We start from the raw sequence: 24,559 nt of genomic DNA, 5'->3' as shown, positions 1-24,559 counted from the left end.
ACTGTCTGGTCATTGACTGTCTGCTGACCAATGACCAGACTCGCCAGGGATGGGATGATTGTGCCGGTTGCTGGCAGTGTGAGTCAGCGTAACGCCCGGCACCAGGGGGGCCTGTACCATATTAACCTTCATCACTAGCTCATCTGATTAATGACCGTTATTATTTGTTGATATACGGGTAAATTTCATCAATCTTTACGTATAAGTTGCCCGTTTCGGCTGCTCGTCGTATTTTTTCTTCCATCAACATTCTGAAACTAATGTTGTTTTTGAGCATAAGGGGTCAGTTTGGATATCGAAAATTATTGTACGTTAAGCTCGTTTTTTGAGCACAATAACGTTGCACAGAAGCTTAACTGACACACCTCTATGCAACGTAGGTCACGTCAATCGACTAATGAAACAATGCCTTCAAGAAGCTCTATCAGCTCAATTTTGTCATCATTACCATCTCTATAAGTAGAGCATGTTATGATTTTTTTGGCAGTCATTAGGGGCCAGAACCTGTCCAGTACGTCGTTAGGTTTCGTGCTGGTTGCCTTTCCTATTATGTTTTTAGCGTCACATGTATCAGTGAAAACAATCTGAACCCCTGTCTCATCTTTTATTAGGTCCGGGCAAAGATAATTTTCAACTTCACGTTTACGTGTGGCAAAAAACATTTTTCCGGCCTGTTCTACTTCCTTCTTTCTTTTCTCTATCGAAAGCACTTGTACTGGATCACCTCCAATATCTGAATCAAGAAAAACGCACCATGGTAATCCAAGGTCATTTGCCAGATTTAATGTGACCCAGTGTTTAACACTCCCGCACCCTCCAATCAGTATGGGCACAATATTTACATCTTCCAGACTAACAGGAATATACCCGGATTTTTTTAAACATTTTCCTGCGTGCCTAAGGAATGTTACATCTGATTTCCCCTCAACTAAAACTATACCTTTAGCTCTTTCCATGCCGGTTTCTGGCAAAACGCCAAGACTTTCTGTCGCCTCCCTGAGAACTGCATCTTCTGGCATTTTTACAACAGGCTGTCCATCTGCATCTTTTGTTACATAACGAATTCCTTCGACTGGAATTAATCCAGCTAAAGCTGGGACGTGTGTGGTTACAATAATTTGACGATTAGATTGATTTGAAAGTGACAATAAAGCTTTCATCAACATAACTTGATAATTGGGGTGCTGTGATGTTTCTGGTTCTTCTATAGCGTAAATAACATTGCGCGGGGTTCCTGATACTGCTTTCTCAGCCTCCGCTCTAAAAAAATTAAGTAAAATAAGTCGCCTTACACCACTTCCCCTTTTATTTATTGGAATTCCATTCTCACCATCGAGTGTAAAGTTAAATGTCCATTTAGGCTTTTCTTTAAACCGTGGAGTGAGTTCATTCGCAAGCTCTGGTGCCATTTCTCGCAGTTTATCAAGAGTCCTCCCTGCAACATCTAATACACTGTCCTGGATTTCTTGTTCAAGAGCTGAAATCTTCTCTTGCAATGCAGCCTGAGCATCCTTAACAGCTTGTTGTAATGGGTTTTTTGCTTCAGAGTCACCATCGCTGCTCTCTCTGTCGGCCTTGAAAAGAGCAAAGGTTGGTAACTGTTCAAGAATTCGCCCCCATATTGACTTAGTTTCTGTCCCTAACCCCTTATCTACATCAAGTAAAATTTCAGCACATTCATATGGCATAGCAGCATCTCTGATAGCCTGTCGCCATAAAGATGCAGTTCGCTTATCCTCCACATTTTTCTCAACGTCTTTTCCTGTGACTCTCAATTCTGATATTTTCATTCCCAGCAAATTGTTCAACGGTTCATTTACAGGGTGCTGGCAACGGATGTATGTTTTATCTGGTTTTCCAGTTGTTGTTGCTTTGAATGTTTTTACAATTTCGAAATACCCATGACTGTTTAATAGATGTTCAGAAGCCAGAGTTGTACTCACTCGCTCATCAATAAGTATAACGGGTGGCAAATCATCAAACTCACAAGAAATTTCAAAGTGATTTTCCCCATTAACCATGCTAAAGCAGTTCATGTCATTTTTATCTGCTTTAATCCCATCAATTTCAAAAAATATAGCTAATGCTTCAAGGATGGTTGATTTACCAAAATCATTACGGCCTACAATTCCCGTCATGGCTTCATCGACAGGGATTTCTATTGTATTTCTGTAACCCCTGAAGTTAGTGAGCTTAATCTTTTTGAGTCGCATGTGTAGTCCTTATTTAGTGTATTAAAAAGTTTATTTTTTTTGTTTATATATAGCCTGTATTCGACATACTTGCGAACAGCTATATCCTGTAGCATCAGCTGTTTCTCGAATACTCAGTTTCTTAATCTGACGGTAGTACAGTACTTTCTGGTGACGCTCACTATCGGCTTGTTTACCACGGTATTTACCCAGTGAATGTGCTCGCTCAATCCCCTGTTTTTGTCGCTGGCGGCGGCTCAGCCAGTCCTTATGCGACATCGCAGCCATCAGATCGATAAGCATATTATTGATGGCGCTTATCACGGCGCGGGTGATTGGGTCAGCCTGCGAAGGGTCTTTATCTGACAGTGCCTGCCATGAGGTGGGCACATCCAGGCTGACAATCCGCAGCTCGTGTTGTTCTATCTGCTTTTTAAGCGTCATCCAGTCGCCGTTACTCAGACGGGTCAGGCGGTCAATTTGCTCGACCAGTAAAATATCATTGCGGTGACTGTCCATCAGTAAGCGTCCCAGCTCCGGGCGGTCGAGTTTTGTCCCGCTGATGTTCTCCCGGTAATAGCTGGCGATTTTATGCCCCCGCTCCCGAACAAACTGCTCCAGCATTTCTTTTGCCCTATCGGCGAACTGATCTTCCGTCGATGCCCTTAAATAAGCTCTGATGAACATTTTTTCACCATCTCATCGCATTTAGGTTATTGCATTTAGTCTATCGCATATAGGTTATGTCATTCGTTGTGTGCCGTCACGTTTTGGTTATGGCGTCAGGGTGTACCCTTATGCGATAAGCATTTTTGTTAAAAATACCGCACCGAATAATTTATGAGGAAAACTATATGGCAAGGAGGCAAATTCTTTCACAATCGGAAAGAGAATCATTACTGGCATTACCGGATGACGAGTTAGCGCTGACCCGAATGGCGTATTTCAGTGAGCATGATCTGGTGCTTATCAGTGCTCACCGTAAACCCGCAAGCCGTTTTGGTTTTGCCGTCCTTCTTTGTTATCTGAAAAATGTCGGCTTTGCCCCGGATAAAAAATCGTCTCCACCCGCAGCATTGCTCAGAATCATCGGTGCCCGGCTTAAACTCTCAGCAGAGCTCTGGCAGGAATATATTTCTGGCCGTGATACCACCCGGCGCGAGCATCTGGGGGAACTGTATCGGTATCTGGAACTGAAGACCTTTAATGGGGCACTTCAGAAAGAATGCATCCGGCATCTGCTCCCTCTGTCTACCAGGACTGATCGGGGCATACTTATCGCAGAGGAACTGCTGAAGTATTTGCACCAACAGCGAATTATTATTCCTGGTATTGATGTTGTGGAGCGTACCTGTGCTGAAACAATGACACTGGGTGATAAAGCGGTTTATACCACGCTGAATGCACATCTTGGCATCCCGCATAAATCAGCGATTGATGCGCTACTGGTGACAACTGAAAAACAAATCTCTCGTTTAACGTGGTTGCTTCAGCCTCCGGGAAAGATCAATGGAAAGAATGTACTGCAACATATAGACCGCCTTAACGCCATTGAAGCACTGGCGCTACCGGAAGGAGTGGAGAGAACCGTGCATCAGAACCGGTTGCTGAAGCTCGCGCGTGAAGGCCGCAAAATGAGCAGTCGCGATCTGGCTGATTTTTCCCCGGCACGTCGGTATGCAACGATGGTCTGTGTACTGACTGAGGCCAGAGCTACAATTATTGATGAAATTATAGAACTGCATGAACGTATACTGGGCAGTATGTTCAGCCGGGCAAAACGTCAGCAGGCTGAACGTCTTCAGAAAACGGGCAAGCTGATACAGCAAAAATTACGTCAGTATGTTTCCGTTGGTCAGGCTATCCTGGATGCACGCAATGCAGGCGAAGATCCACTGTCTGCTGTTGAACGGATATTGCCGTGGGAAGATTTCGCCGCCAGCCTGGAGGAAACCCGGCTTCTTGCACGCAAGGATAATTTCGAGCCGCTTCACCTTATTACTGAAAAATTCAGCACGCTGCGTAAATATTCTTCCCGGCTGTTATCAGCCCTGCAACTGAGGGCCACTCCTGCCGCCTTACCGCTTAATGATGCCCTTGAAACTATCCGTGAGATGTACCGTAAACAGCTAAGGAAAGTTCCTCCATCGGCACCGCTGGATTTCATTCCTGAGAGCTGGAAAAAGATGGTGATCACATCCTCTGGTATTGATCGGCAATACTATGAAATTTGCGCAATGAACGAACTTAAGGGGGCGCTGCGGGCGGGTGATATCTGGGTCCGGGGTTCCCGGCGCTATAAAAACTTTGATGATTATCTTATGCCGGGCGACGATTTCGAAAAGTTATTAAATAATAACCAGCTAAATTTACCTGTTGAAACAGAATGCGGGGCTTATCTTAAGTCGAGGCTGACGCTTCTGGCCTCCCGCCTAGAGGAAGTTAACACCATGGCCGCCACCGGAGAGCTTCCTGATGTGGATATTTCAGATAAAGGTGTAAAGATCACCCCGCTGGATAACAGTGTTCCTTCAACGGTCTCACCACTGGCTGACCTGATTTACAACATGCTGCCGCACCCCAAAATTACAGAAATACTTGACGAAGTTGAGCGATGGACAACCTTCACGCGACACTTTACTCATCTTAAGAACCCGCTAACCCGCCCGCAGGATAACCGTTTGCTGCTTACCACCATCCTGGCGGACGGCATCAATCTGGGGCTGAGCAAAATGGCAGAGTCCTGTCCGGGAACCTCGCGGGCTTCTCTGGAAAACATGCAGGCATGGTACATCCGAGATGAAACCTACTCTGCTGCCCTGGCGGAACTGGTTAATGCCCAGAAGTCACGTCCGCTGGCGGCATTGTGGGGAGACGGTTCAACCTCATCTTCTGACGGCCAGAATTTTCGGGTTGGCAGCCATGGCCGCTATGCGGGCCAGGTCAATCTGAAGTACGGGCAGGAGCCTGGGGTACAGTTTTATACGCACATTTCTGACCAGTACAGCCCGTTTTACACCAAAGTGATTAGTCGGGTGCGTGACTCCACCCATGTACTTGATGGCCTGCTGTATCACGAAAGTGATCTTGAAACAACGGAGCATTACACTGATACGGCAAGCTTCACGGAACATGTTTTCGCGCTGATGCATCTGCTGAGGTTCGCTTTTGCACCAAGGATCCGGGATCTTCACGACAAACGGTTGTTTATTCAGGGGAAGGTTGATAAATATCCGGCTCTACAGTCAATTATTTCCACAACACCACTGAATATCAAAGAGATAGAAACACACTGGTATGAAATTCTGAGGCTGGGGACCTCAATAAAGCAGGGAACCGTGACCGCTTCTCTGATGCTGAAAAAACTAGCCAGCTATCCGAAACAGAATGGGCTTGCCAAAGCGCTGAGGGAAATCGGTCGCATTGAACGAACACTGTTTATGCTGGACTGGTTCCGCGATCCTTCATTACGTCGCAGAGTTCAGGCAGGACTGAACAAAGGGGAAGCCCGTAATGCCCTTGCCAGAGCCGTTTTCATGCATCGTCTGGGCGAAATAAGGGATCGTGGTCTGGAAAATCAGAGTTACCGAGCCAGTGGACTTACGCTGCTCACCGCCGCGATCACATTGTGGAATACCGTGTATATAGAAAACGCCATTAATCTACTGAAAAAGAAAGGGATACATATCAATGAGCAGTTGTTGTCACACTTGTCTCCGCTGGGCTGGGAGCACATTAATCTGACGGGAGACTATATCTGGCGAAACAATAAAAAGCTGGCTGAAGGGAAGTATCGTCCTTTGCGGCCTGTTGATGTCAGTCAGTACAAAAAATCATCTTAACGTACAATATTTTCCGTTTCCCAAACGGAGCCCATAATGAACAACTGGCGGCATTTCTGGCTGGAAAAGCAGAACCAGCAGCGGTCAAAGCGAAAAAATAATAGGCAGGCAGCAAATTCCCCGTGTCGGGAGGGAATACTTTAACAGAACTACCAAACGGGAATATATGCCATTACACTTGATTGACTCATTGTGATTAACTATGATTAATAATAAATAAACCAGTATAAGCCGGAGTGAATAATGAAGAACGATACGCAGGCAGTAACCCGGGTGCTGACAGCTCATGTGCCATTACCGATAGCTGATAAAGTTGATCAAATTGCAGCCAGACTTGAACGTTCACGAGGCTGGATCATGAAGCAGGCGCTTTCCGCATGGATAGCCCAGGAAGAGGAGCGAGACCGTCTGACCCAGGAAGCGCTGGCAGATGTGGATTCGGGACAGGTTATCGATCACCAGGCCGTGCAGGCATGGGCTGACACCCTTGGAACCGACAAACCATTACCGGTTCCGCGTTGATGGAAATTAAATGGACAAGTAAGGCGCTGTCAGATTTAGCTCGTTTGTATGAATTTCTGGCTCTGGCTAACAAATCTGCTGCTGCAAGAGCAGTTCAGGCATTGACTCAGGCCCCGGCCATCCTGTTAACCAATTCACGTCTTGGGGAGCAATTATTCCAGTTCGAGCCCCGAGAAATCAGACGATTTCTGGTTGGAGAGTATGAGGTCCGCTATGAAATTCAGAAGTCAGTAATCTACGTGCTGCGCATTTGGCATACCAGAGAGGATCGCTAAATATGACTCACGAATCAGCTGATAAAATCTATTCAGATGAACACCTTACACCGCTGGGAGCAACTGGCCACAATAGTGGCATGGGGAGATAACAGTGCCTAAACAATTATGTTTATAAGCACTTAGGCTGGCCCTCGCCACTAATTATGCCTTTAACATTCAAGTATCTCAATCATTGCTTCCCTTCTTATCTATGAAAATTGACAGATTACAGTGCCAATGAGCGTTAACTGATATGATTCCCTTTTAATATTATTAATATTTCCCTCATCCGAAAGAACTATTCTACTCATGCCGAGAGATACGTTTATGCCCGATAGCATCAGAAAATATTCTTCCTGCGATTCTGCTCCCCTGTATCCTGTCAGCAGGTATGATGCAAATGATGATCCTGCTCAGGAAAGCAGTGATCCATCCCTACGGTCAGTCCTGCGGTCAGTTGATAACAGCATGCAGACGTTATCTGTTGTGGAAAGTGACACAAATACGCGTACCGGCGGTATTTTCTCCCGGGTATCGTCCTGGCTCCCGACTTCTTTCAGAGGTTATATGGGGGGTGATGCCCGCGATGATAAGCAACCCGCACCGACAGAAGTTTATGCGACAGGTGAGGTTCTGCGCCGCAAAGCGGAGGCACGACAGGAGGAGATAGCACTCAGGCACACGTTCGTTAGCCCCCCCGTGCCATATGAATGGAAAGGCGCCCTCCCGAAGCGTGCCTTGATCGGGGTCAGTACTATGAGCGCTCTGGGGGGCACTGTATATAAGTACTCCACTATTCGAAACACGCCAACCGGAGCCATGGCTGACTCACCGCCGCCTCCATCAGCACAGCCCGATCTTGTAAAATTAGACGACTATGGCGCAGGTCTGGAGAGGCTTCCGGAGCATTATGTTAGTTATGATGATCATCCGGCAAATGGGATTCGCCATCGGCGACATAATCTGTCGGCATCCCCATATGATAAGAAAGCACACGAACAAGGCAATTTTAAAAGTCACCTCCATCGTGCGAACCAGTATGTAAATACGCTGTTTTACCACGATGGTCTATTAGAAAACGACACAACGCCCGATAGGGAAAAAATGCTTTTTTTAGCCTCTGACTATCTCTTTCAGGGCGAAAGAGGATCTATCGAGCAGGACTACAGGGTGAAATCACTGGCACAGGCAATACTTTCGGGGCGCGGTCTGTATGGTGGGGGAAAGGATGAAGATATTACCAGTGAACAGGCCAGTAATGTCATTCGTCACTGGGTGTTTGAGAATATCCTTCGCAATAGTCCTGAAAAATATATTGAAAGTAAAATTAAAGAGGATGAATCGAAAGTCTATACTATCGAAGATATCACGAGGATGTTGCCGGTGGACAAGTTACCTGATACCAGAAGCTTTCATCCTGGCAGGCTGACGGTCGCTGAGCGCACAGAATTGAGTGAAATATGGAAAAAGCTCATGATGGAGGAAATGCCCTTCCTGGCGCTCAGTGACGACAGGGTTAAAACAATGCCATTAAATGGTTATGAATTTGCGAATCTGTATGCAGGCGCTCGCTTTCTCAAAGAGACCACAGGAAAGAAGTTTACTTTTGATGAAGCTATGTTAACTGGTGAGAAAATGTGCGCGTTAGCTGCAGAAGAGGGAATTTCAGAAAGAGAGATGAGACTATATTTACCACCCGCTCTTTATTATCTCGCAACGAAATCTCATGAAGTAAACGAGAACGCTAATGACTTTGACATTGTAAACAGATACCTGCAGTACCATCATGATGTCAGCGAAATAAAAAAGGATTTTGAAAAAAAATATAAAATTTATCTTTCAGCAACCAATGCTTGGATGAGTAAAGGTAAACTTGCCGATAAGATTATTTCGGAATGCCATCCTTTAACCCAAAACGCACCACGTCGGATTAAAAAAAGGTCAGAAAGACTAGATTTTTTTCAAATTAATTCACCCAGGGAGGATTATCTTAATGGTATCGATAAACCCTGTAGAAATGCCCCGAATAGTTTGGGCAATGAATACATCAGGCTGACAGCCTATGTCGCTGACAGTTTTCTTGAAGTTGATAGGGACATTATTCAGGCGGCCATAAGTAAATTTTCAGAAAATGAAAAACAATTTATTGAATCAGCAGATGAAATCCATCCTGCAAATGCATATATACAAATGCATCAACTGAGTGATCGCTTTGTGCCACCTAAGTATTATCTACAGGGAGCAGATCTTTTTGCCGTGAAACTAAATGGTGAGGAGAGAATTTATATCCTTATAGCTGAAAAAGATCAGAGTGGTAGCTATAAACTTATCAGGGTTGATCGGAATATCATACCATATCTCACCAATGGATTGTTTGGTGATCCTCTTAATTTAAGCAAAATTGACTGGGGTGATGAAAATGCCATATTTGAACGATTTCACTTTGAAGTTGAAATTGATGATGCTGCTTGGATTGGTAGGGGAGAACATAACACCATAATAACAGACGAAATAAGTAAAATTCATCGCGATAAATTATATAATGCACTATACGAAGCAGGAAACGATAAATCTAAAATTCAAACAGTGTGGAGTATCACTAAGCATTTAATACCTTTTCATGACTGTGTTGAAGGAGTAATAGCTAAAAAAACGGAGGAGGCCGTACCTGCATGTCTTCTTGATGTCGTTGCATTTATTCCCGTTTTCGGCCAAGCAGCAAAACTCAGCGTAAAGTTTAGCAGGGGACTAACCCTTGGGCTTCGCAGCGGTGTGAGTATAGCGAGCAAGGATGGTATTCAGGCCGCGACCAGAGGTCTCGTACGGGAGATCCGGTTGCCTACTACCTCCGAACTGGCATCGCTTGGGAAAAATACGCTGAGGTCCGCTGACCCTGGTTTTGAACTCATAGGGGATATCAGTAAAAAACTTGGCCATAGAGTCATCAAAGTTCTTTCCGGCGACAGCAAAACAGCCGCTTTGGCAGAAAAAATGGCCTCCTCGGGACATCTGAGAAGTTTACCGGATATGCCAGAAAATGAAATTCAGATGCTCAAACTTCCACATTCAGAACTCATTGTTCCCACCGTAAAAATTAGAGAGATTGACGGTGAGCCGATTTACGTGCGCGTGGATCCGGAAACTGGAGAAGGCTTTGGTCAATATTATCTATTAAATAATGGAAAGTTAAGACCATTACCCCATGATTCAATCTATTTAGATGAATTGCAACAATTTAATCTAAGTTGTTGGTATAATAGAATAAAAAGATCATTGGATAATATTGCTAAAACTCAGTTTTGTTTGAATGACTCATGGAAGGTTACAAACGAGGTTACCTTAAGAGAAATAAAGAGATTGTCCGAAGGTAATACAGGCATATATAAAAAAATATATACCCTTAATACTAACTCTCAATCGGAGTATTTTATTAAGCAAGACGGCGTATATCATAAGGTTAAGTATGATGGAAGGAGATCTTTTTGGCGCATGGAGAATATTATTTGCCGAGGATGTCATGCAATTCCAATAAAATTAAATCAAAAGGGCCGATGGGAAGCAAGAAAAGAAGTGTCATGGCCAAAAGGATTGCCTTGGCATACTCCGGGGAGTGTCATCAGAAAAGTGAAGGAAGAGTATATTTTAGAGAAACATATGAGTGCGCTGGAACAAGCCTCAGTAACAAAAAACTTTGCTGTCAGTTTCAGGAAGGCAGGAAAGCCAACCTTAATAGCTCTTAATGAAGGAGCCGCTGCCAAACCTCACTCTATTCTCGAGAAAACAATAAAAGAAAGTTCATTAATTAAATATTATCCAGAAAATAAAGATGAGGTGATGAGAAAAATTCGAGAGGCAGGAATTGAGGGAATAGTTGGTCATTGGAGTAAAGATAATGGACTCGAGGGGATATATTTAACTAATAATATTCAATTCATTAATACAATAAGAATCAGCGATGAAGTTTTTATTTATCCTATAGATATAGAAAAATTAGAGGAGAGTCTAAGACCACTAAAAGAAAAGGAGGGCTGGAAGAAAATCTGTTACACTGGAGATTATGACACTCATGAAATTATCAAATTTAGTAATGCAGGCAGACCAAGAACTGCTTTAGATGGAAACGAAGAAAAAGAATTTATTAATATATTAAATAACGCAGTGTCGTTGACAGATAATGCACGTACTATAGATTCTGCCACCCATCGGGTTTTCCAACATGGTGCTCAAGTTAATTATCCTACATATATGATAAACAATAAATTTGAGGGTGAAGGTGGATTGAATATGGCGGTTGCCAATCCAGGTGAATTCCCCATTATGATGCTAGATCGTGGGATATGGAGTATCATCAATAATTCAGATGAACTTAATAAGTACTATCGCAATATTGGTGCGATTATAAAGGAAAGCTGGCGTCGAGGTGGCGATGTTGTTTTGACCAATGAAGGTATTAAGTCCAGATTCAGTAATTCATAAGTGTTAGTTGTATTAGCTTAAACCTAATCTGACAGTTACCAATTACTTATTCCTGTGTCTGTCAGATTGCATATGGCTTAAATCTTTCTCAGCCCAGATGTGCTTTCCATTGAGTAATGTTTCCATCGGCGTCCGGGCACAGCACATTTTCCCCTGGTGGGGTCGCTCATTATCATTACGGTGATCACCTGGGCGAGATGCGCCTGTATATCCAAACCGCCCCCTATAAGAGCGGATGAGTCTCAGAAACCGATATGCTGCTTTGATGTTACGGCGCGAAGAGAGATAAAAATCAATGGTGCGTCCTCTGCTGTCAACGGCCCGGTATAGATAAGCCCACCGGACATTGACCTTCACGTATGTTTCATCAATGTGCCAGGAGCAGAACCTGGAAGGGTTTCGCCAGTACCAGCTGATATCACGCTGAAAATGCCGGCCTTTGAATGGGTTCATGTGCTGCTCCGTCAGCAAAAGTGGCGAGTAAGTTCACCACCTCCAGATTTTTGCAACAGTGCCCGTTTTCGTACGGTTGGGCTTCAGACCCCTTATAGTACAATGATTTTCGATATCCAAACTGCCCCCCGGCAGGCGGGCATTTTGACCTCCTCCGCAAGCACTCGTCTATGATTAAGTATGATCATCTATCATCGTGAAAACCTTAATGAGAAAATCAGCTAATAAACTCTTTATCAATACCGTATGTTTAAACGGATGCACGCAAGACAAGCTGCGTGCCGCTCACTCCGCCGGATTTGATCAAGTTGAACTCTGGCGTCAGGACGTCGAGGCAACCGACGGCGATTGCTTAGGAATTAAGGATTTACTGCAAGCCCTGCCGATTGCGCTGACTGACTATCAGGTCTTGCTGGATTTCGATGGTGCCCCGGATAGCCTTCGCGAGGAAAAACGCCAGGAAGCCATTCAGATGCTGGATACGGCGGTCAGGCTTGGCGCAACAACCGTATTGACACCTGCCAGCACGCATAAAGCGTGTGTCAGAGAGCGCATCGAAGAGGACATGCGCTGGCTGGTTCAGCAGGCGTGCAGGCGCGGACTGCGAATTGCTTATGAAGGCATGGCCTGGAGCACCGCCGTTAACAATACCGCCGAGGCTTGGCAACTGGTGCAGCGGATCGATGCACCTAACCTCGGACTGGTCGTCGATGCGTTTCATATATTTGCGCGCCAGCGCACAGTGAAAGATCTCAACGGCATTCCGATGGAAAAAATCTTCATGGTGCAGTTATCCGATCTGGTCGAGACGCCTTCCGCCGATCATCTGGCCGATTCGGCACGACACAGTCGTCTCCTGCCTGGCGAAGGCACATTCCCGCTCAATACATTGATAACGTATCTGGAAGAGCAGGGATATACCGGGCCGATTGGATTGGAGGTCTTCAACGATACGCTTAAAAAGCAGGACGCCACCGAAGTTGCCCGCAAAGCCATGCGGGCGCTCAAAGCAGTCTGTTATCGCGACGAAACTCAGTATTCACTGTAATCCGGCAATTTTCATAAATAAGAAGGGAAGCTTTGATTGAGATACTGCATGTTGAAGGCATCACAAGTGGAGAGAGCCAACCTAAGTCTTTATAAAAATAAATATTTATATCACATGCAACCTGACTGGCGAGCAGTGCGCAGCCAGTCCACTGAATGGCGCGAAGCGACATAGAGGCGCCAGCTGGTGTTAAATATGGCACAGTAAGTGAGTGGCGCCGTAGCCCGGCGAAGCCGGTTACAAGTCTTATAGTTTCCACCAATCCATCCTTTCCCCCTGCCAGACACAAATCCACTTAAAGCGACACAGAAGTTTCTGTGCGCTGTCGGAGTTGTCACGACAAGGCAAAGCCGAAGTCGGGGCGTATCTCCGCGTTAGCGGGCCGTAAGGGCCGCTTACGGGCGTGTCACGCAATATTTTCAGCGACACTACTTAGTTGGCAGTTATCGCAGCTACCCTGCCGCTACCCCTCTTTGCGTAAATATTTTGGATGTTGTAACTATTTATCTCTGACTGATGCCCGCCGCGTAGTGGCGGGAGGTACATCTGCTGTTTCCGAACCGGTGCGGACGTAGTCCGCTACAAGGGCGGGCATTCTCTGGAGCCTGTCCACAGGTCAGGCGACGAACAGGTTATATATTTATATGAAGGACATAAAAGATATTTAAAAGAAGTACAGAGCAGGTTTTTAAAAGAAACCACGCACTTTGAAATCAATGCGGCTGGCGCTCTGCAAGCATAACGGCTGTAGCTTTATGGAAAGTTCCCTTGCAGTTATTTGTGGGTAACTGAATTAATCGGGCAAAGATGGCACCGGCGACAAAATTTCAGCACGGTTTTGCCGGAAAAGAGAGGGGATCATGGATGGCCTCCATACCCGTTCGCTCAGATAATAAGCAATGGTGAGTAACAGACGTGCAGAACCCTCCGGGGTCAGCCGGATTAATAAAAGGAGAGGGGGTCAGGTGGTGGCCGTTGACAGCCGCGTATAGTTGTTGCCACGGGACATCAGCATACGCTCTTTCACCCTCCTTGCCTGTTCCCGACGCACGGCGTCCAGGTTGCCGGTAAAGCGGCCCTCAGCAATTTCACGCGTCAGTTGCCGCTTCACGATAGTTTCAATATCGCGGCGGTTACGGGCAGCGTCAAGGCGGGCGCGGGCGCGCTTCAGCCCGTGAGATTTGCGTTCGGACTGGTAGCTCCGGAACCGCTCACGCACGAATCGCCAGGCTTTGGCTATCAGTTCGTCCATATCCAGCCGGGGAAGACGCTGTTTTTCACGCTGCTGGTTTTCCCACTCCACGCGACTGCGCCTCGCGGCCACAACGGCCACGTCAGAAACATCCAGCGCCGAGAACAGGGCAGGGGTGAACGTAATATCGGTTGGAATGTTACAGCCGATCTGCGGATCATACTCTGTCTGGTAGGTAATCAGCCCAAGCTCAGCCATAAACTTCAGCGCCCGTGTGGCGCGGGTGATCGACAGATTGCCTTTTTTCGATTCTGTGGCCAGCCCGCACTCGATGGCCAGATTGGTGATGGAGCGCTGGACGCGGTTAGCCAGGGGATCATAGTGGAAGCACAGCCCTTGCAACAGAGCATCGATGGCACGGCGGCGTAACAGTGGTGGCATACGGTGACGTACACCCAGCGAACGCGCAAACGCAACGTGCATGGAGAAATCAAAACGGGACGTGAAGCCTTCAGCTTTCGACATCAGCTTACGGCAGAACGGCAGGGTCTTTTTGTCCTCACGCGGCGCGAATTCCGGATTCGGATTTTTGACCTGACGGTAAAGAGTGAACAGAGCCTGTACATCAGCCACACCTTCCTGCGCTTATGTTGCACGGAAGGAGCAGGTAGCACAGAAGGTATTGCAGTTTTCTGAGCATGCGCATATACTCCCTGCATAGAGCAACAGCTTCTATGCAGCTTTTAGTTGGCCCCGATTAATCTTCTGCTTCCGCCAAGAATGGAAAGATTATCGGGGTTTCGTTTTTTCTGGCTCCGGATAAACACCTCATCAGAACCAGTTCCCTGCCACCTTAAGGCGTGGCCCGCCAAAAATTCTTAATCGAACAGCAATTTAGCACCGATTCATTCTGCACTCAAGAATGTTCACCCATAACGTTTCTCAATTCTGTGGGACGCATGTATCAGCAATCAGCCGGCTGATCATTTCTGCCTGAGAAACGCCTTCAGCTTCACACAGGTTTTGTAAACGCTCTTTCAGAACTGTTGGAACGTAAACTTTGATTTCTTTATGGGTTTCTTTTCGGCGCTCCATCAGTGCTTGTTGTCGTTCAGACACAGATAATGGATTACCTTTTCTGTAAGCACGTTTCGATGAGGAAGTTGCTGCATTTATGGCTTGCGACATCTCTGCCTCCCCAAGGATCAAAAAAGGATCGTCCCGTGGATAATACTACAGAATCGGTAAATCAGCGACTTAACTTTTATCGAAAAGGCGATCTGTGTTGGCGCACGGATCACCCCTGTCATTGAGAGGCCACCTGTACGCCGTTATCAGTAGGTCGATTGCCAGTCTGTCCCCATTTCCCTGCGGGACTGCCAGTGAGACAGGTACTGGCTGGCGATGGCGGGCATGAAGCGCATCACCACCACGTTCTCCGAATTCTTACTCGCTCCTGCTCGGCTGAAATTATAACTCCCTGACTCGACCGTATGATTATCAACAATTAAAATTTTATCATGCTGTACAGGGAAGCGACCGTTTGTCCTCAGCGGGATACCGGCATTCACAATCAGATTCATTGCCGCCACGCTGGCCTTGTTGCGATTGCCTTTCTCGTCGATAACGATTTTTACATCCACGCCCCGCTGATGCGCGGCAATAAGCGCTTTCATCACGTCCGGATCGGTGAAGGAGTAGGCCATCATCCGGATACTCTGCTGTGCGGAATCGATGGTATTGAGCACCAGATGTAGGCCTGTCCCTTCAGGAGAAAAGCCTACCTGAATATCCGGAGCCGTTGATATCCCCGCGTCGGCGGGGAAAGGCAGAGAATAGAGCAGGGGAAGACAGAGAAAGCTGGCCCTGACCAGTCTTCCGCATGAAAATAGCATCATCATGATTCCTTTTGGATTTTTAACAGAAACGCCAGGGGCGGGTAAAACTTGCTTTTACCCGTTTCCGGAGTTGACCAACTGAGCGCAGCGAAGGCGGTAGCCCTGCTCACTACCGGTGAGACAATGTGCTATTCTCCCGTGCGTCGAAAAAAATGGAGTGGTACGGTTGACCGTCTTTTATCAGAAACGCCCGACCGAAGAACTGATGCATCTGGCGTGGTGCCTACTGGTAGCGATAAAACTGTCACAGAAACAGGGCAAAATTCGCACAGATTTACAGATACACATGTTCATCATGCAGTGGCTTGCTACAGCACAAAAACGCAAGCTGTTCCCTCGCACCGTCGCACAGGATATCCTCTGGCTTCTTGACCAGGGGAAACGCTACGGTTTTGGTGCAAGGCTGCACCGCAAGGTGGAGTACATCTGGCGCTCCAGTACGGGCGAACTGCTTAAGCAAAGCGTGTTATACCGCTTTACTTTTTTTATCGAAACGCTGAAAACAATGGACTGGCGGGACTTTCTGCTGTCACCCCAGGAATGGCACAGTTATCATAGGGAGTCAGTAACGGCCAATGCCGTCTATACCCCGAAAGCAGAACTCCATCCCGCATTCAGTGACAGTGGCGAATTGATTAAACCGCTGGAGATCCGCTTCACCGGTGATATTTCAGGCGTATTTCCGTTACTTGAGCAATGCCATCTTCGCGCAGAGCAGCGACCTGATGAGGAAGGCTTTTCCGTTATCCGGCTGCTGCCGGAAAAGGCATAGCAACCGGCGTCAGTCCTCGAAAGATTTTTCTTTCACGATGTCCCGCTCGATCTGCTTCAGATGAAGTGACTGATCGGGCTGACTCTCTGCTTCCGGCTCTTTCTCCGGCGATTTATCGCCCAGTGCTGCCGCAATATCCCGCCCGGTAAGCGGATATTCATCCTCTTTCAGCTTACCGGCCAGCAGCCCGGTATGAATATCATCCTCCGGCTCGCTGATGGCGGCGAGTACATCTTCCGGACGAATATCCTTCTCACCTTTACCCTGTTTTTCCAGGGCTTCACGGGCAAGTCGTTCTGCCTCCTGTTCAGCGTTCTCCTTCGGCTCAGGAATGAAGGGAAGGGGGTCTTCCGGTTTCCCTGTCACATTGCGGGCCAACTGCGCGGTCAGATTGTCATCGACTACCTGATCAGCGCCGGTGATACGGCTGATATTGAGCGGTAAACCGTCGCCCTCCATCCTGACGATCACGCCGCTGTCGGGATACTCTTGCGCAAGCTGCAACCCTTCCGGCAAGCTCTCCGCGATGCGGTTTTCCCCGTTCCGGCTCTGCTGTATCCCCGCAAACCTCGCATCACTGCTACCAATGACCCGAAAATCACCGGGTAAGGACACGCCGTTACGCTCATCTGAGTTTATCGTCAGGATCACCACGCCTGAGCGGTTGCCGTTACTGTCCCACAACGCGAATGCCAGCCCCGGCTCCGGATGCCGCCTGACGCCCGGCACAAACAGGCCCTGAGATTCACCTTCAGCCAGCCCGTAATTTTTCAGCAACGCCCGGCCTGCGGCAACATCGGCAAGGGGAGAAGCCCAGGATAAAATGCCCTTGGCTGTTCTGCCCGCCCGATCTTCACCCGCCATCAGATAATCATGGGCGGTACGATCCCCCTTGTTTTTACTGAGTTCAGCCAGCCATCCTGCTCTGTCATCGGTGTAAACCTGTACATGCTCTTTTGTACGGGACAAAGTAACGTAACCACTTTCCTTTGTTGCCATGCGTTTTCGCCCTCCTTCAGTCCCTTCAAGCGTAATGACAAACCGGGAACTGGCCCCCTGTGCGCCATAAGCTGTGACGGCATATCCCAGATCGGTATGCATATCTGCCGGATCATTGAGGTCAAGACGACGGGTAAGCTGACCATCCTGGCTGCGAAGGGTCATGCTTTGTCCGTCGATCTGTTCCACGTTCCAGAAGCTGTTTCCGGTATAACCGCGCTCGGCATCAGACCGGGTAAACCGCATTCTGTCGCCCTCACTGACGCTGATAACCCTGGGCTGATAAACCTGTGCATCCTCGGTGCTGTTCTCGAACGGTGACAGGATTTTCTCCCGCCCGTCATGCCCGGTAAGCGTCACCAGCCCGCTTTCACGTTCAGTGCTGCCGACCGTCCAGTATTCCCGGTTAATCAGGGCAACTTTTCCCGTCAGATCCGCCCATCCCGTCAGGCTCCGAAGCTCATTGTGACGGACGCGAACCGGGTCGAGGACAGTTATCTCCTGTTCGTTTTTCGTTATGCCTGCCCTGTACAGATTGTCATGTATCAGGCGGTTTATTTCCTGCCTGTCCGTATTGAGATGCGCCACCGTCAGCGTATTGTCGCGGGCTTCGGCTGCACGTCCCGCAAAGTCAGCCGCTATCGCTTCCGTCACGCTGGCGGGCATCCCGGCATCACGTAACGCCTGGGCCTGTTCTTTATCCGGGCTGACCTGCTCAACGGATGATGCCGGAATAAATGCCCCGGCTTCCCTCGGCACCACATCCGGCGATACGCCTTCAGCCTTCTCCAGTGCGAGCGCATGTTGATCTTCAATCATGGCATACACCACCTCCCGAAGTTCCGGCGTCTGGCGCACAATCTCCTTCATAATGGCGGTATCTATAGCGCTGCGCTGCTGCATCAGCCGGAACGGCTGTCCCGGCTCGATGGCCCGCAACTGCGCATCATCGCCGCTGGTAATGGCCCGCCCGCTGCCGGTGGCAATGGCCTGGTAAGCATCACTCATCGCCCGGTTGCCAATCATTGACGCCTCATCAATCAGGAACAGCGTATTACCGTAGTCCGGCTTCTCACCGTTCATCCGGGCCTGTCTGTCATCCCAGATAAAGGATTCCAGCGTCTGCGCCCGGACGCCCACGCTTTTCATTTCTTCAACGGCACGGTGCGTGGGTGCCAGCCCCACCACCTCCGGTCGCAGGTCTTCCGGCAACGTCTCCATAGCGGCCAGCATGGCTTTAAACTGTGTTGTTTTACCCACACCGGCATAGCCCTGCACCGCTGTAAAGCGGTCGGCGCTTTCCAGAACCATGCGCGTGGCGGCCTGCTGCCCTGCCGTCAGTCCCGTAAGATACTGTTCAGGCACCGACGCCATCAGCGGCGTGACGCTGCCTTTCCCTTCCGCGATATGGCGCAGAATGGCCTTTTCCGTTTCAAACGTGGATTTTGGCAGCATCAGCCCGGCTTCGAGCCGGATAAGCTCACCGTCCTTTACCTGCCGGTTAATTTCAGACTGGATAGCCGGAATGCCAACCGCTGAATTAATACTGAGCGCGGCACTGAGCAGTTCCGGGGCCAGGAACGCAGTTTTCTCATGCTGTACCTGACTGAGGGCCAGATACACGGCCTGAGCCGCCTGGGTTCGTGGCAGTTCTCTTGCGGCATCAAGGGCGGCATCAACCCCTTTTGTGCCGGTGGCCGCTTCCACCTGAGCACTTATCACCCGCACAGCAGGACTGCGGGCAAGTTTTGCCTCGCCCCGTCCGGCATCCATTGCGGTAAATATCCGGATATCACTGCCGCTGCGCGTCAGGGTATTAAACACATCATCGCGCATCTCACGCCCGCTGAGTGCGGCCAGCACCTTTCCTTCAGGCGCTATTGATTTCCCCAGGGATTCAACATAGTTATGTTCAACCTTCAGGGGCTGAGTGATATCTGCCCGGATGACCTTTCCGTTTTTCTCCAGCGCAACAACGCCATCCCCGGCGCTGGCTACGCTGACCACATCCTGCGCCTTCAGCTTACCTTTCGCTTCCCTCCCCATAACCCGCAGCTGATCGCCGGGGGACACCTCCAGCGTCCGGGATTTGAAAAGGCTCCATGAGGCGTCAATCTGGCTGATTTTCTGATGCTGCTGTTCACCAGCCTCATTTACCAGGCGAAGCACACTGGTTTCAGCGCCAACACGATCAATACGCCAGCGCTCCATGTTCTTTTCGTCAGCATTCCAGCGCTCCATCACCATACCTTCACGGTATGTGTCGCGGCTTTTGCGGTTCTTACTGTCGAGCCAGACCGGAGACAATGTTTCAATCCGGATATCATCGCCAGCGATACGCCCCTGCTCACGTAGCGCATCACGAATATACCCCGTCAGTACCTGTTGCTCACGCTCACCGGCAACCTGTGCAATGACACTGTTCCCGCCGATAACATCACGGGCATACTCTGCGGCAAGATGGCTGTAGCGGACTTTTTTATCCGCTTCAGACGTAAGCTGTGCCACCGGCACCGGCGCGTCATTGAAACGATAGTGGGCTGCACCTTCCTCCTGTAGAACCGAAAGGACGCTGCCTGTCCCCTGTCGTTTACCGCTGTCCATCAGCAGGATCTGCGCACCGCTTTCCCGCGCTTTTTCCATCAGGAATACGCTGTCCTTCAGCCCCAGCGTTTCGGCCTCCGCGACAATCACTGTGGTATGAGCATTCAGCGGAAGATCGGCTTTGAGTGCGACACGTCCGGCAATCAGCCCGGACAACGTCTCACTGTCACCCAGAAAAGCTTCATTTTTGCGATCTGCGGCCAGCACCATAACCTGACGCCCCTGAGATCCAGCCAGTGCGGCAAGCCGTTCTGTTCGTTCGCGCTGTACCGCAGCGCCACCACGGCCATAGACAATCGCAAGTGGATCGCGGGTTTCAGCCAGTTCAGCATACACCCCGGTAGCGGCGGCAAGCGTCCCGTTCAGCAGGGCTTCGCCGGTGACAATGGCGCGGCCGGAATCCATATGCTCCCGCGCAAACTGGCGAACCGTCAGTTCATCGAGCACATGGATATCAGACGTGAAAATGCCCTTATCCTTATCGAGGGCAATAAGACGGCCCTGTTCAATAGCGGTATCGATGCCTGCTCTTGCCCGCTGCACCATATCCTTTCCCGCTGGCAGCAGTGACACAACGGCGGTCAGCACTTCACTGTATGCAAACTGCGCTTTTTTATCACTGAGAGACGACAGCGCCTGCGTGATGGCCTCTTTCAGTGCAGGTTCAGCCGTGAGTGTCACGCTGGCCGGACTGCGTTCTGCTGCCTGCGACCGGCTGCGCTCACGGGCAGCCTGGATCGTCTTATCCGGATTAAAGTCGTAGTCCGACAGCACCTTATCCCACTGCTCACGCCTCGCTTCCCCCTCGACGAACTCCTTGTTTTTACGGGTATCCAGCGCCGCAACTGAGCGGGAAAGCGGGCTGGCATCCCGCCCCACGGCATCATCAATCTGCGCGGTTCGCTGAGAAAATGCACGGATCACATCCGGTGGAACTTCAGCAAATTCATACATGCCATGCGGCCCGCTTCTGACCGGCGTGTAACCACAGTCTTCCACCATCGGACGCAAATACTCGCGGTAAAATTGCCCGTAAGCGAGTTTCATATCGTAAACCTGTTCACGAATACCGCTGCGCTGTCGGGTATCACTCCCCAGCGCGTGCCACTTATCATCATCAGCGCGGGTGACATTGAACAGCAGACCGTGCGAGTGGAGGTGCATCTCACCTTCACGGTTCGTATCATGCGTATAGAGTGCGGCAACCATGTTGCCGGTCGTTACCGTAGTGGTGACACCGTCACGGGTAAGGCGGGTATTGACGCTTTTCTCCACTTCCAGCATCGCCAGCCTGACCGCCTCATTATGCGCATCAATCAGCCGGGTATCCCCGCCCAGCAGGGCAAGGATGGAAAGACTTTTTGGCGCACCAAAGGTCAGATCCATGCCCGGTCGGTTTGTTTCATTACCCGCTATCTGGCGGGAAATCACCGTGCCATCCGGCAGATGCCCCCTGAGCATTTCATCAAAGACTTCCGGAACAACTTTACCCTCCAGCCCCAGCATGGCGGCCCCTTTCCCCAGCCAGTGACCATCGGCATTTTCCAGCGTCTCAAAGTTGGCTTCACCGCCGTAATACTTGGCGTCGCCATGAATAGGTTCAACTGAAAGCATCACAACTCCATATCAATTTCATGTGACGGGTGGTGGTTAATATTCACCTCTTCACGGCGCACCTCGTCACGTGTGCCGTGCTGCATCTCCTGCCGCCAGGCTTCATACGCTTCCATATCGACGACCTCGCCCTCCGTACTGACGCCATGAGGTATTTCGTTCTCACGGCCGCCGCCACGGGCAGGTTTATCCGTCACGTCTGGCTTTTCACCAGTCGGGCCGGTTGAAGATGAATCTGGCCCGGTGACAGCCGGTGCAGTCGGCACGCTTACGGAATTGCCCGCCGGTGCCGCATCGGTTTTCCCCTGCGTGTCGGAAGCGATAAACAGCTTTCTTGCTGCCAGGCGTTCACTGCTTTCCTGCTGACTGATTTCATGCTCAATTTCAGGGTCGAGAGACGTTTTCACGTCGCGCTCCAGAATGCCCTCTGCGACTTTCGGCAGTGGCTGATATTTCAGGGTGAGGCGAACAACGGGATATTTTCCGGGCAGCGTGACGAAGCACTGAAGGTCTTCCAGACCCTGAACGTCTGAATAGCTGACTATCGATACCCGTTCTTCGTCTTTGCCGTAGCTGATACCGTCGCGTACTTCATCAGTACCAAAGCTTGTCTGTTCAGAGAAACGCTTACGGACGGTCTGGCCGATATCTTCTTCAACGAATTTCGCAATGGCCGCGCTGGGTGATCGGAAGAAAAATTTGGTATTCAGCAGGTCATAGATCGCAGCGGCAAATTTGGGGCCATAAGTTTCTTCAAGCTGCGCATAGGACTGGAAACCCAGCACAAAGCAGCCGCCATATTTGCGGGCCTCAGCAATGATGTAAGGCAGATTAGGTAACTTATGCAGTGAGGGCAGTTCGTCATAAAAAAACCAGACGCGCCGGTAGCGGTTCTCATGCAGTGATAACAGATTGCCGGACGCAATCCCCAGCCACATAGAGATCAGCGGCTTCAGAGATTCATGGTGACGCTGGTTTGATGTGATGAACAGCCAGCCACTGCGCTTTTTATCGCTGTTGCCCTGCATCCATTCGCGGATTGTGAACGGCTTTTTACCTTCGCGGTCAATACCCTGCAAATAACGCAGCGACTTCACGTAGTTGGTGAGAACACTTCTAATCGAGATGGCAGTTTTCTCAATGCTGCCATCAACCAGCGTGGAAGCAGGCGTTCCGGCCAGAAAATCACGCAGTTTATCAAGTTTTATCGCCAGCAGAGTGCGCAGGAAGCTGTTATACGTTCGCTTTTTATCGCCGCGCATCTGCTCGGCACCTTCGGCAAAAATAGTCCTGGCTGACCCCTGCCAGAATGGATCGGCGCTGTTTCCCATCGGGATAAGCGTTTCAGTGACAGCTTCCAGGTCGGGTAACGTCTGACATTCCGACCATAGATCCCAGTTAGCACAACGCCTGTCCATCGGATTGAGCATGACATCGATGGATTCATCATAAAATTCCTCTACAAAGGTATTCCCTTTGTCATAAATAATGACGGGGACACCGGCTTCACGTAGCCGCAGCAATTTCTTACGCATCAGCGTGGATTTACCCGTCCCCACCGTACCGTGCATGGCGAAGTTCTGTATTTCTGAGTCTTTAACGATTGGCAGGCCATCAATCACGATATGTGAAGCTGTTCCCCGCCTGCGCATAAGGCGGGCAACAACTTTGGGGTTATCTTCCAGGATACGGCCACCAGTGATTTCATCATCACTGGCCTTTTTACCAACCCGCCCGATATACCAGAAAATACCGATAACCACGATAAACGTAATTATCGACGCAAAAAGTCCGGAAAGAATGAGTTCATTCCGCAGTGTGATGCCACACCAGGCGGTGTACTTATCGGTGAGGATTTTATCGTAAGTATAATAAAGGGTATTCCCGTAATACCTCACGGGGTAAACGGGTGGCTTTCTTATAATTGAACCAAACGGTATTAATGTATGACTCCACCAGTAGACCAGACCATTAAGAAAAGTTTGCGTATTGAGGCGTATATAAACAATAAAACTCAAAAGCCCCAGCCAGCCCAGAAATACATAATAAAATAATATATTATTAACTTGCAGGAACATCCGGAAACGCATAAACGTAACCTGACCGCCCTGCGTAATATCACGGCCTTTAAGACTCATCTTTTTTTACTCCGGCGAGAGAATTAACCTGTTATATTTTGCGAGCGATTAATGCGAACGTAGCGTTTATAAATAAGGTTGGCGTACTGTTCCCGCTTACCGGCAGTTTTTTTGGAGAATCCGGCGTTGTATGAACCCAGACAGTGCCAGTTAACACCACATGTCCGTAAATGCTTCGTGAGTATCCACGCGCCAATCTGCACATTCAGACACGGATCGTTCAGCAAATCCTGCGGGGAGCGGATAACCCCCATTCTGACCAGTTCAGGAATGTGCCTGCTGTTTATCTGCATCAGGCCATAGTCTTTACCGAGTCGCGGGCCGTTATCATTGGTGACTCGCGGATTGAGACTGCTTTCCTGCATGGCAATCGCTTTAAGCAGCATCGGGTCAAGGTGGTAGCGTTCTCCTGCCTGCACGAAACAGAACGCGCTGGCATTCATTGAGCACAGGCAGACGGCCACCAGTATCAGTGAGTTAATGAGTTGCATAGATTTATTCCACAGGAAAAAGCGCAGTCAGGAAAACGGCGCTTATCGGGGTCTTAATGGC

Annotated in this window: 15 protein-coding genes and 1 pseudogene; 6 read left to right on the top strand and 10 right to left on the bottom strand. The window is 49.1% G+C overall.

Annotated features, from left to right (window positions below):
- Window positions 1–386 precede the first annotated feature (386 nt).
- Both BM191_RS15545 and BM191_RS15540 read right to left on the bottom strand, forming a co-directional pair.
- Window positions 387–2,213 (bottom strand): AAA family ATPase, encoded by a 1,827-nt coding sequence (locus tag BM191_RS15545; RefSeq protein WP_092879876.1) that lies wholly within the window; start codon window positions 2,211–2,213, stop codon window positions 387–389.
- 30 nt (window positions 2,214–2,243) lie between these two features.
- Complete coding sequence (locus tag BM191_RS15540) at window positions 2,244–2,879, bottom strand: recombinase family protein (protein WP_092879873.1); 636 nt, start codon at window positions 2,877–2,879, stop codon at window positions 2,244–2,246.
- 167 nt (window positions 2,880–3,046) lie between these two features.
- On the opposite strand from BM191_RS15540, the gene BM191_RS15535 reads away from it, so the two are divergent.
- From BM191_RS15535 to BM191_RS15520, 4 genes are all read left to right on the top strand, one after another.
- Window positions 3,047–6,034 carry a Tn3 family transposase gene (locus tag BM191_RS15535; RefSeq protein WP_092879870.1) on the top strand — a complete coding sequence of 996 codons (2,988 nt, stop codon included), beginning with the start codon at window positions 3,047–3,049 and terminating at the stop codon, window positions 6,032–6,034.
- Window positions 6,035–6,277: 243 nt separating this feature from the next.
- Window positions 6,278–6,556 carry a CopG family ribbon-helix-helix protein gene (locus tag BM191_RS15530; RefSeq protein ID WP_092879867.1) on the top strand — a complete coding sequence of 93 codons (279 nt, stop codon included), beginning with the start codon at window positions 6,278–6,280 and terminating at the stop codon, window positions 6,554–6,556.
- Window positions 6,556–6,831, top strand: a complete 276-nt coding sequence (locus tag BM191_RS15525; RefSeq protein ID WP_092879863.1) for a type II toxin-antitoxin system RelE/ParE family toxin — start codon at window positions 6,556–6,558, stop codon at window positions 6,829–6,831. The genes BM191_RS15530 and BM191_RS15525 overlap by 1 nt, the downstream gene beginning before the upstream one ends.
- A 309-nt stretch (window positions 6,832–7,140) precedes the next feature.
- Window positions 7,141–11,289, top strand: a complete 4,149-nt coding sequence (locus BM191_RS15520) for a hypothetical protein (RefSeq protein WP_143088848.1) — start codon at window positions 7,141–7,143, stop codon at window positions 11,287–11,289.
- A gap of 225 nt (window positions 11,290–11,514) precedes the next feature.
- Here BM191_RS15520 and BM191_RS15515 read toward each other — a convergent pair.
- Window positions 11,515–11,742: pseudogene (locus tag BM191_RS15515) on the bottom strand (DDE-type integrase/transposase/recombinase); the annotation flags it as partial.
- Between the two features lie 208 nt (window positions 11,743–11,950).
- On the opposite strand from BM191_RS15515, the gene BM191_RS15510 reads away from it, so the two are divergent.
- Window positions 11,951–12,790, top strand: a complete 840-nt coding sequence (locus tag BM191_RS15510; RefSeq protein ID WP_092879857.1) for a sugar phosphate isomerase/epimerase family protein — start codon at window positions 11,951–11,953, stop codon at window positions 12,788–12,790.
- Between the two features lie 961 nt (window positions 12,791–13,751).
- On the opposite strand, the gene repA (BM191_RS15505) is transcribed toward BM191_RS15510, so the two are convergent.
- The 4 genes from repA (BM191_RS15505) to BM191_RS15490 all read right to left on the bottom strand — a co-directional run bounded on the left by repA (BM191_RS15505) (window position 13,752) and on the right by BM191_RS15490 (window position 15,880).
- Window positions 13,752–14,615 (bottom strand): incFII family plasmid replication initiator RepA, encoded by an 864-nt coding sequence (gene repA, locus BM191_RS15505; RefSeq protein ID WP_092879854.1) that lies wholly within the window; start codon window positions 14,613–14,615, stop codon window positions 13,752–13,754.
- Window positions 14,608–14,682, bottom strand: a complete 75-nt coding sequence (gene tap, locus BM191_RS15500) for a RepA leader peptide Tap (protein ID WP_100208657.1) — start codon at window positions 14,680–14,682, stop codon at window positions 14,608–14,610. Before tap ends, repA (BM191_RS15505) begins: the two co-directional genes overlap by 8 nt.
- A 242-nt stretch (window positions 14,683–14,924) precedes the next feature.
- The gene (gene repA / locus BM191_RS15495; protein WP_092879848.1) at window positions 14,925–15,170 is read right to left on the bottom strand and encodes a replication regulatory protein RepA; all 246 of its coding nucleotides are present in this window, start codon (window positions 15,168–15,170) and stop codon (window positions 14,925–14,927) included.
- A gap of 146 nt (window positions 15,171–15,316) precedes the next feature.
- Window positions 15,317–15,880: a phospholipase D family nuclease gene (locus BM191_RS15490; protein ID WP_407927890.1), complete on the bottom strand. Its 564-nt coding sequence runs from the start codon at window positions 15,878–15,880 to the stop codon at window positions 15,317–15,319.
- 166 nt (window positions 15,881–16,046) lie between these two features.
- Here BM191_RS15490 and BM191_RS15485 point away from each other — a divergent pair, with 166 nt between their 5' ends.
- Complete coding sequence (locus BM191_RS15485; protein ID WP_092879845.1) at window positions 16,047–16,652, top strand: DUF2913 family protein; 606 nt, start codon at window positions 16,047–16,049, stop codon at window positions 16,650–16,652.
- Between the two features lie 9 nt (window positions 16,653–16,661).
- On the opposite strand, the gene traI is transcribed toward BM191_RS15485, so the two are convergent.
- From traI to BM191_RS15470, 3 genes are read right to left on the bottom strand one after another with little or no spacing between them, the layout of a single operon-like run.
- Window positions 16,662–21,869 (bottom strand): conjugative transfer relaxase/helicase TraI, encoded by a 5,208-nt coding sequence (gene traI, locus BM191_RS15480; RefSeq protein ID WP_092879842.1) that lies wholly within the window; start codon window positions 21,867–21,869, stop codon window positions 16,662–16,664.
- A complete protein-coding gene (gene traD, locus BM191_RS15475) occupies window positions 21,869–24,007 on the bottom strand; it encodes a type IV conjugative transfer system coupling protein TraD (protein ID WP_092879839.1) in 2,139 nt (712 codons plus the stop codon). The genes traI and traD overlap by 1 nt, the downstream gene beginning before the upstream one ends.
- 23 nt (window positions 24,008–24,030) lie before the next feature.
- Window positions 24,031–24,498: a lytic transglycosylase domain-containing protein gene (locus BM191_RS15470; protein WP_092879836.1), complete on the bottom strand. Its 468-nt coding sequence runs from the start codon at window positions 24,496–24,498 to the stop codon at window positions 24,031–24,033.
- Between the last annotated feature and the right edge of the window lie 61 nt (window positions 24,499–24,559).

It is taken from the genome of Izhakiella capsodis (assembly GCF_900115045.1).
In the GTDB taxonomy this organism is placed as follows: domain Bacteria; phylum Pseudomonadota; class Gammaproteobacteria; order Enterobacterales; family Enterobacteriaceae; genus Izhakiella; species Izhakiella capsodis.
The sequence above is the reverse complement of the archived record's forward strand: the minus strand, read 5'-3'. Positions and strand labels throughout refer to the sequence as shown.

What these genes read in the sequence shown, in the direction of transcription:
- BM191_RS15545 (WP_092879876.1), bottom strand. Translation starts at nt 2,213, where the DNA reads ATGCGACTCAAAAAGATTAAGCTCACTAACTTCAGGGGTTACAGAAAT.
- BM191_RS15540 (WP_092879873.1), bottom strand. Translation starts at nt 2,879, where the DNA reads ATGTTCATCAGAGCTTATTTAAGGGCATCGACGGAAGATCAGTTCGCC.
- BM191_RS15535 (WP_092879870.1), top strand. Translation starts at nt 3,047, where the DNA reads ATGGCAAGGAGGCAAATTCTTTCACAATCGGAAAGAGAATCATTACTG.
- BM191_RS15530 (WP_092879867.1), top strand. Translation starts at nt 6,278, where the DNA reads ATGAAGAACGATACGCAGGCAGTAACCCGGGTGCTGACAGCTCATGTG.
- BM191_RS15525 (WP_092879863.1), top strand. Translation starts at nt 6,556, where the DNA reads ATGGAAATTAAATGGACAAGTAAGGCGCTGTCAGATTTAGCTCGTTTG.
- BM191_RS15520 (WP_143088848.1), top strand. Translation starts at nt 7,141, where the DNA reads ATGCCCGATAGCATCAGAAAATATTCTTCCTGCGATTCTGCTCCCCTG.
- BM191_RS15510 (WP_092879857.1), top strand. Translation starts at nt 11,951, where the DNA reads ATGAGAAAATCAGCTAATAAACTCTTTATCAATACCGTATGTTTAAAC.
- repA (WP_092879848.1), bottom strand. Translation starts at nt 15,170, where the DNA reads ATGTCGCAAGCCATAAATGCAGCAACTTCCTCATCGAAACGTGCTTAC.
- BM191_RS15490 (WP_407927890.1), bottom strand. Translation starts at nt 15,880, where the DNA reads ATGATGCTATTTTCATGCGGAAGACTGGTCAGGGCCAGCTTTCTCTGT.
- traI (WP_092879842.1), bottom strand. Translation starts at nt 21,869, where the DNA reads ATGCTTTCAGTTGAACCTATTCATGGCGACGCCAAGTATTACGGCGGT.
- traD (WP_092879839.1), bottom strand. Translation starts at nt 24,007, where the DNA reads ATGAGTCTTAAAGGCCGTGATATTACGCAGGGCGGTCAGGTTACGTTT.
- BM191_RS15470 (WP_092879836.1), bottom strand. Translation starts at nt 24,498, where the DNA reads ATGCAACTCATTAACTCACTGATACTGGTGGCCGTCTGCCTGTGCTCA.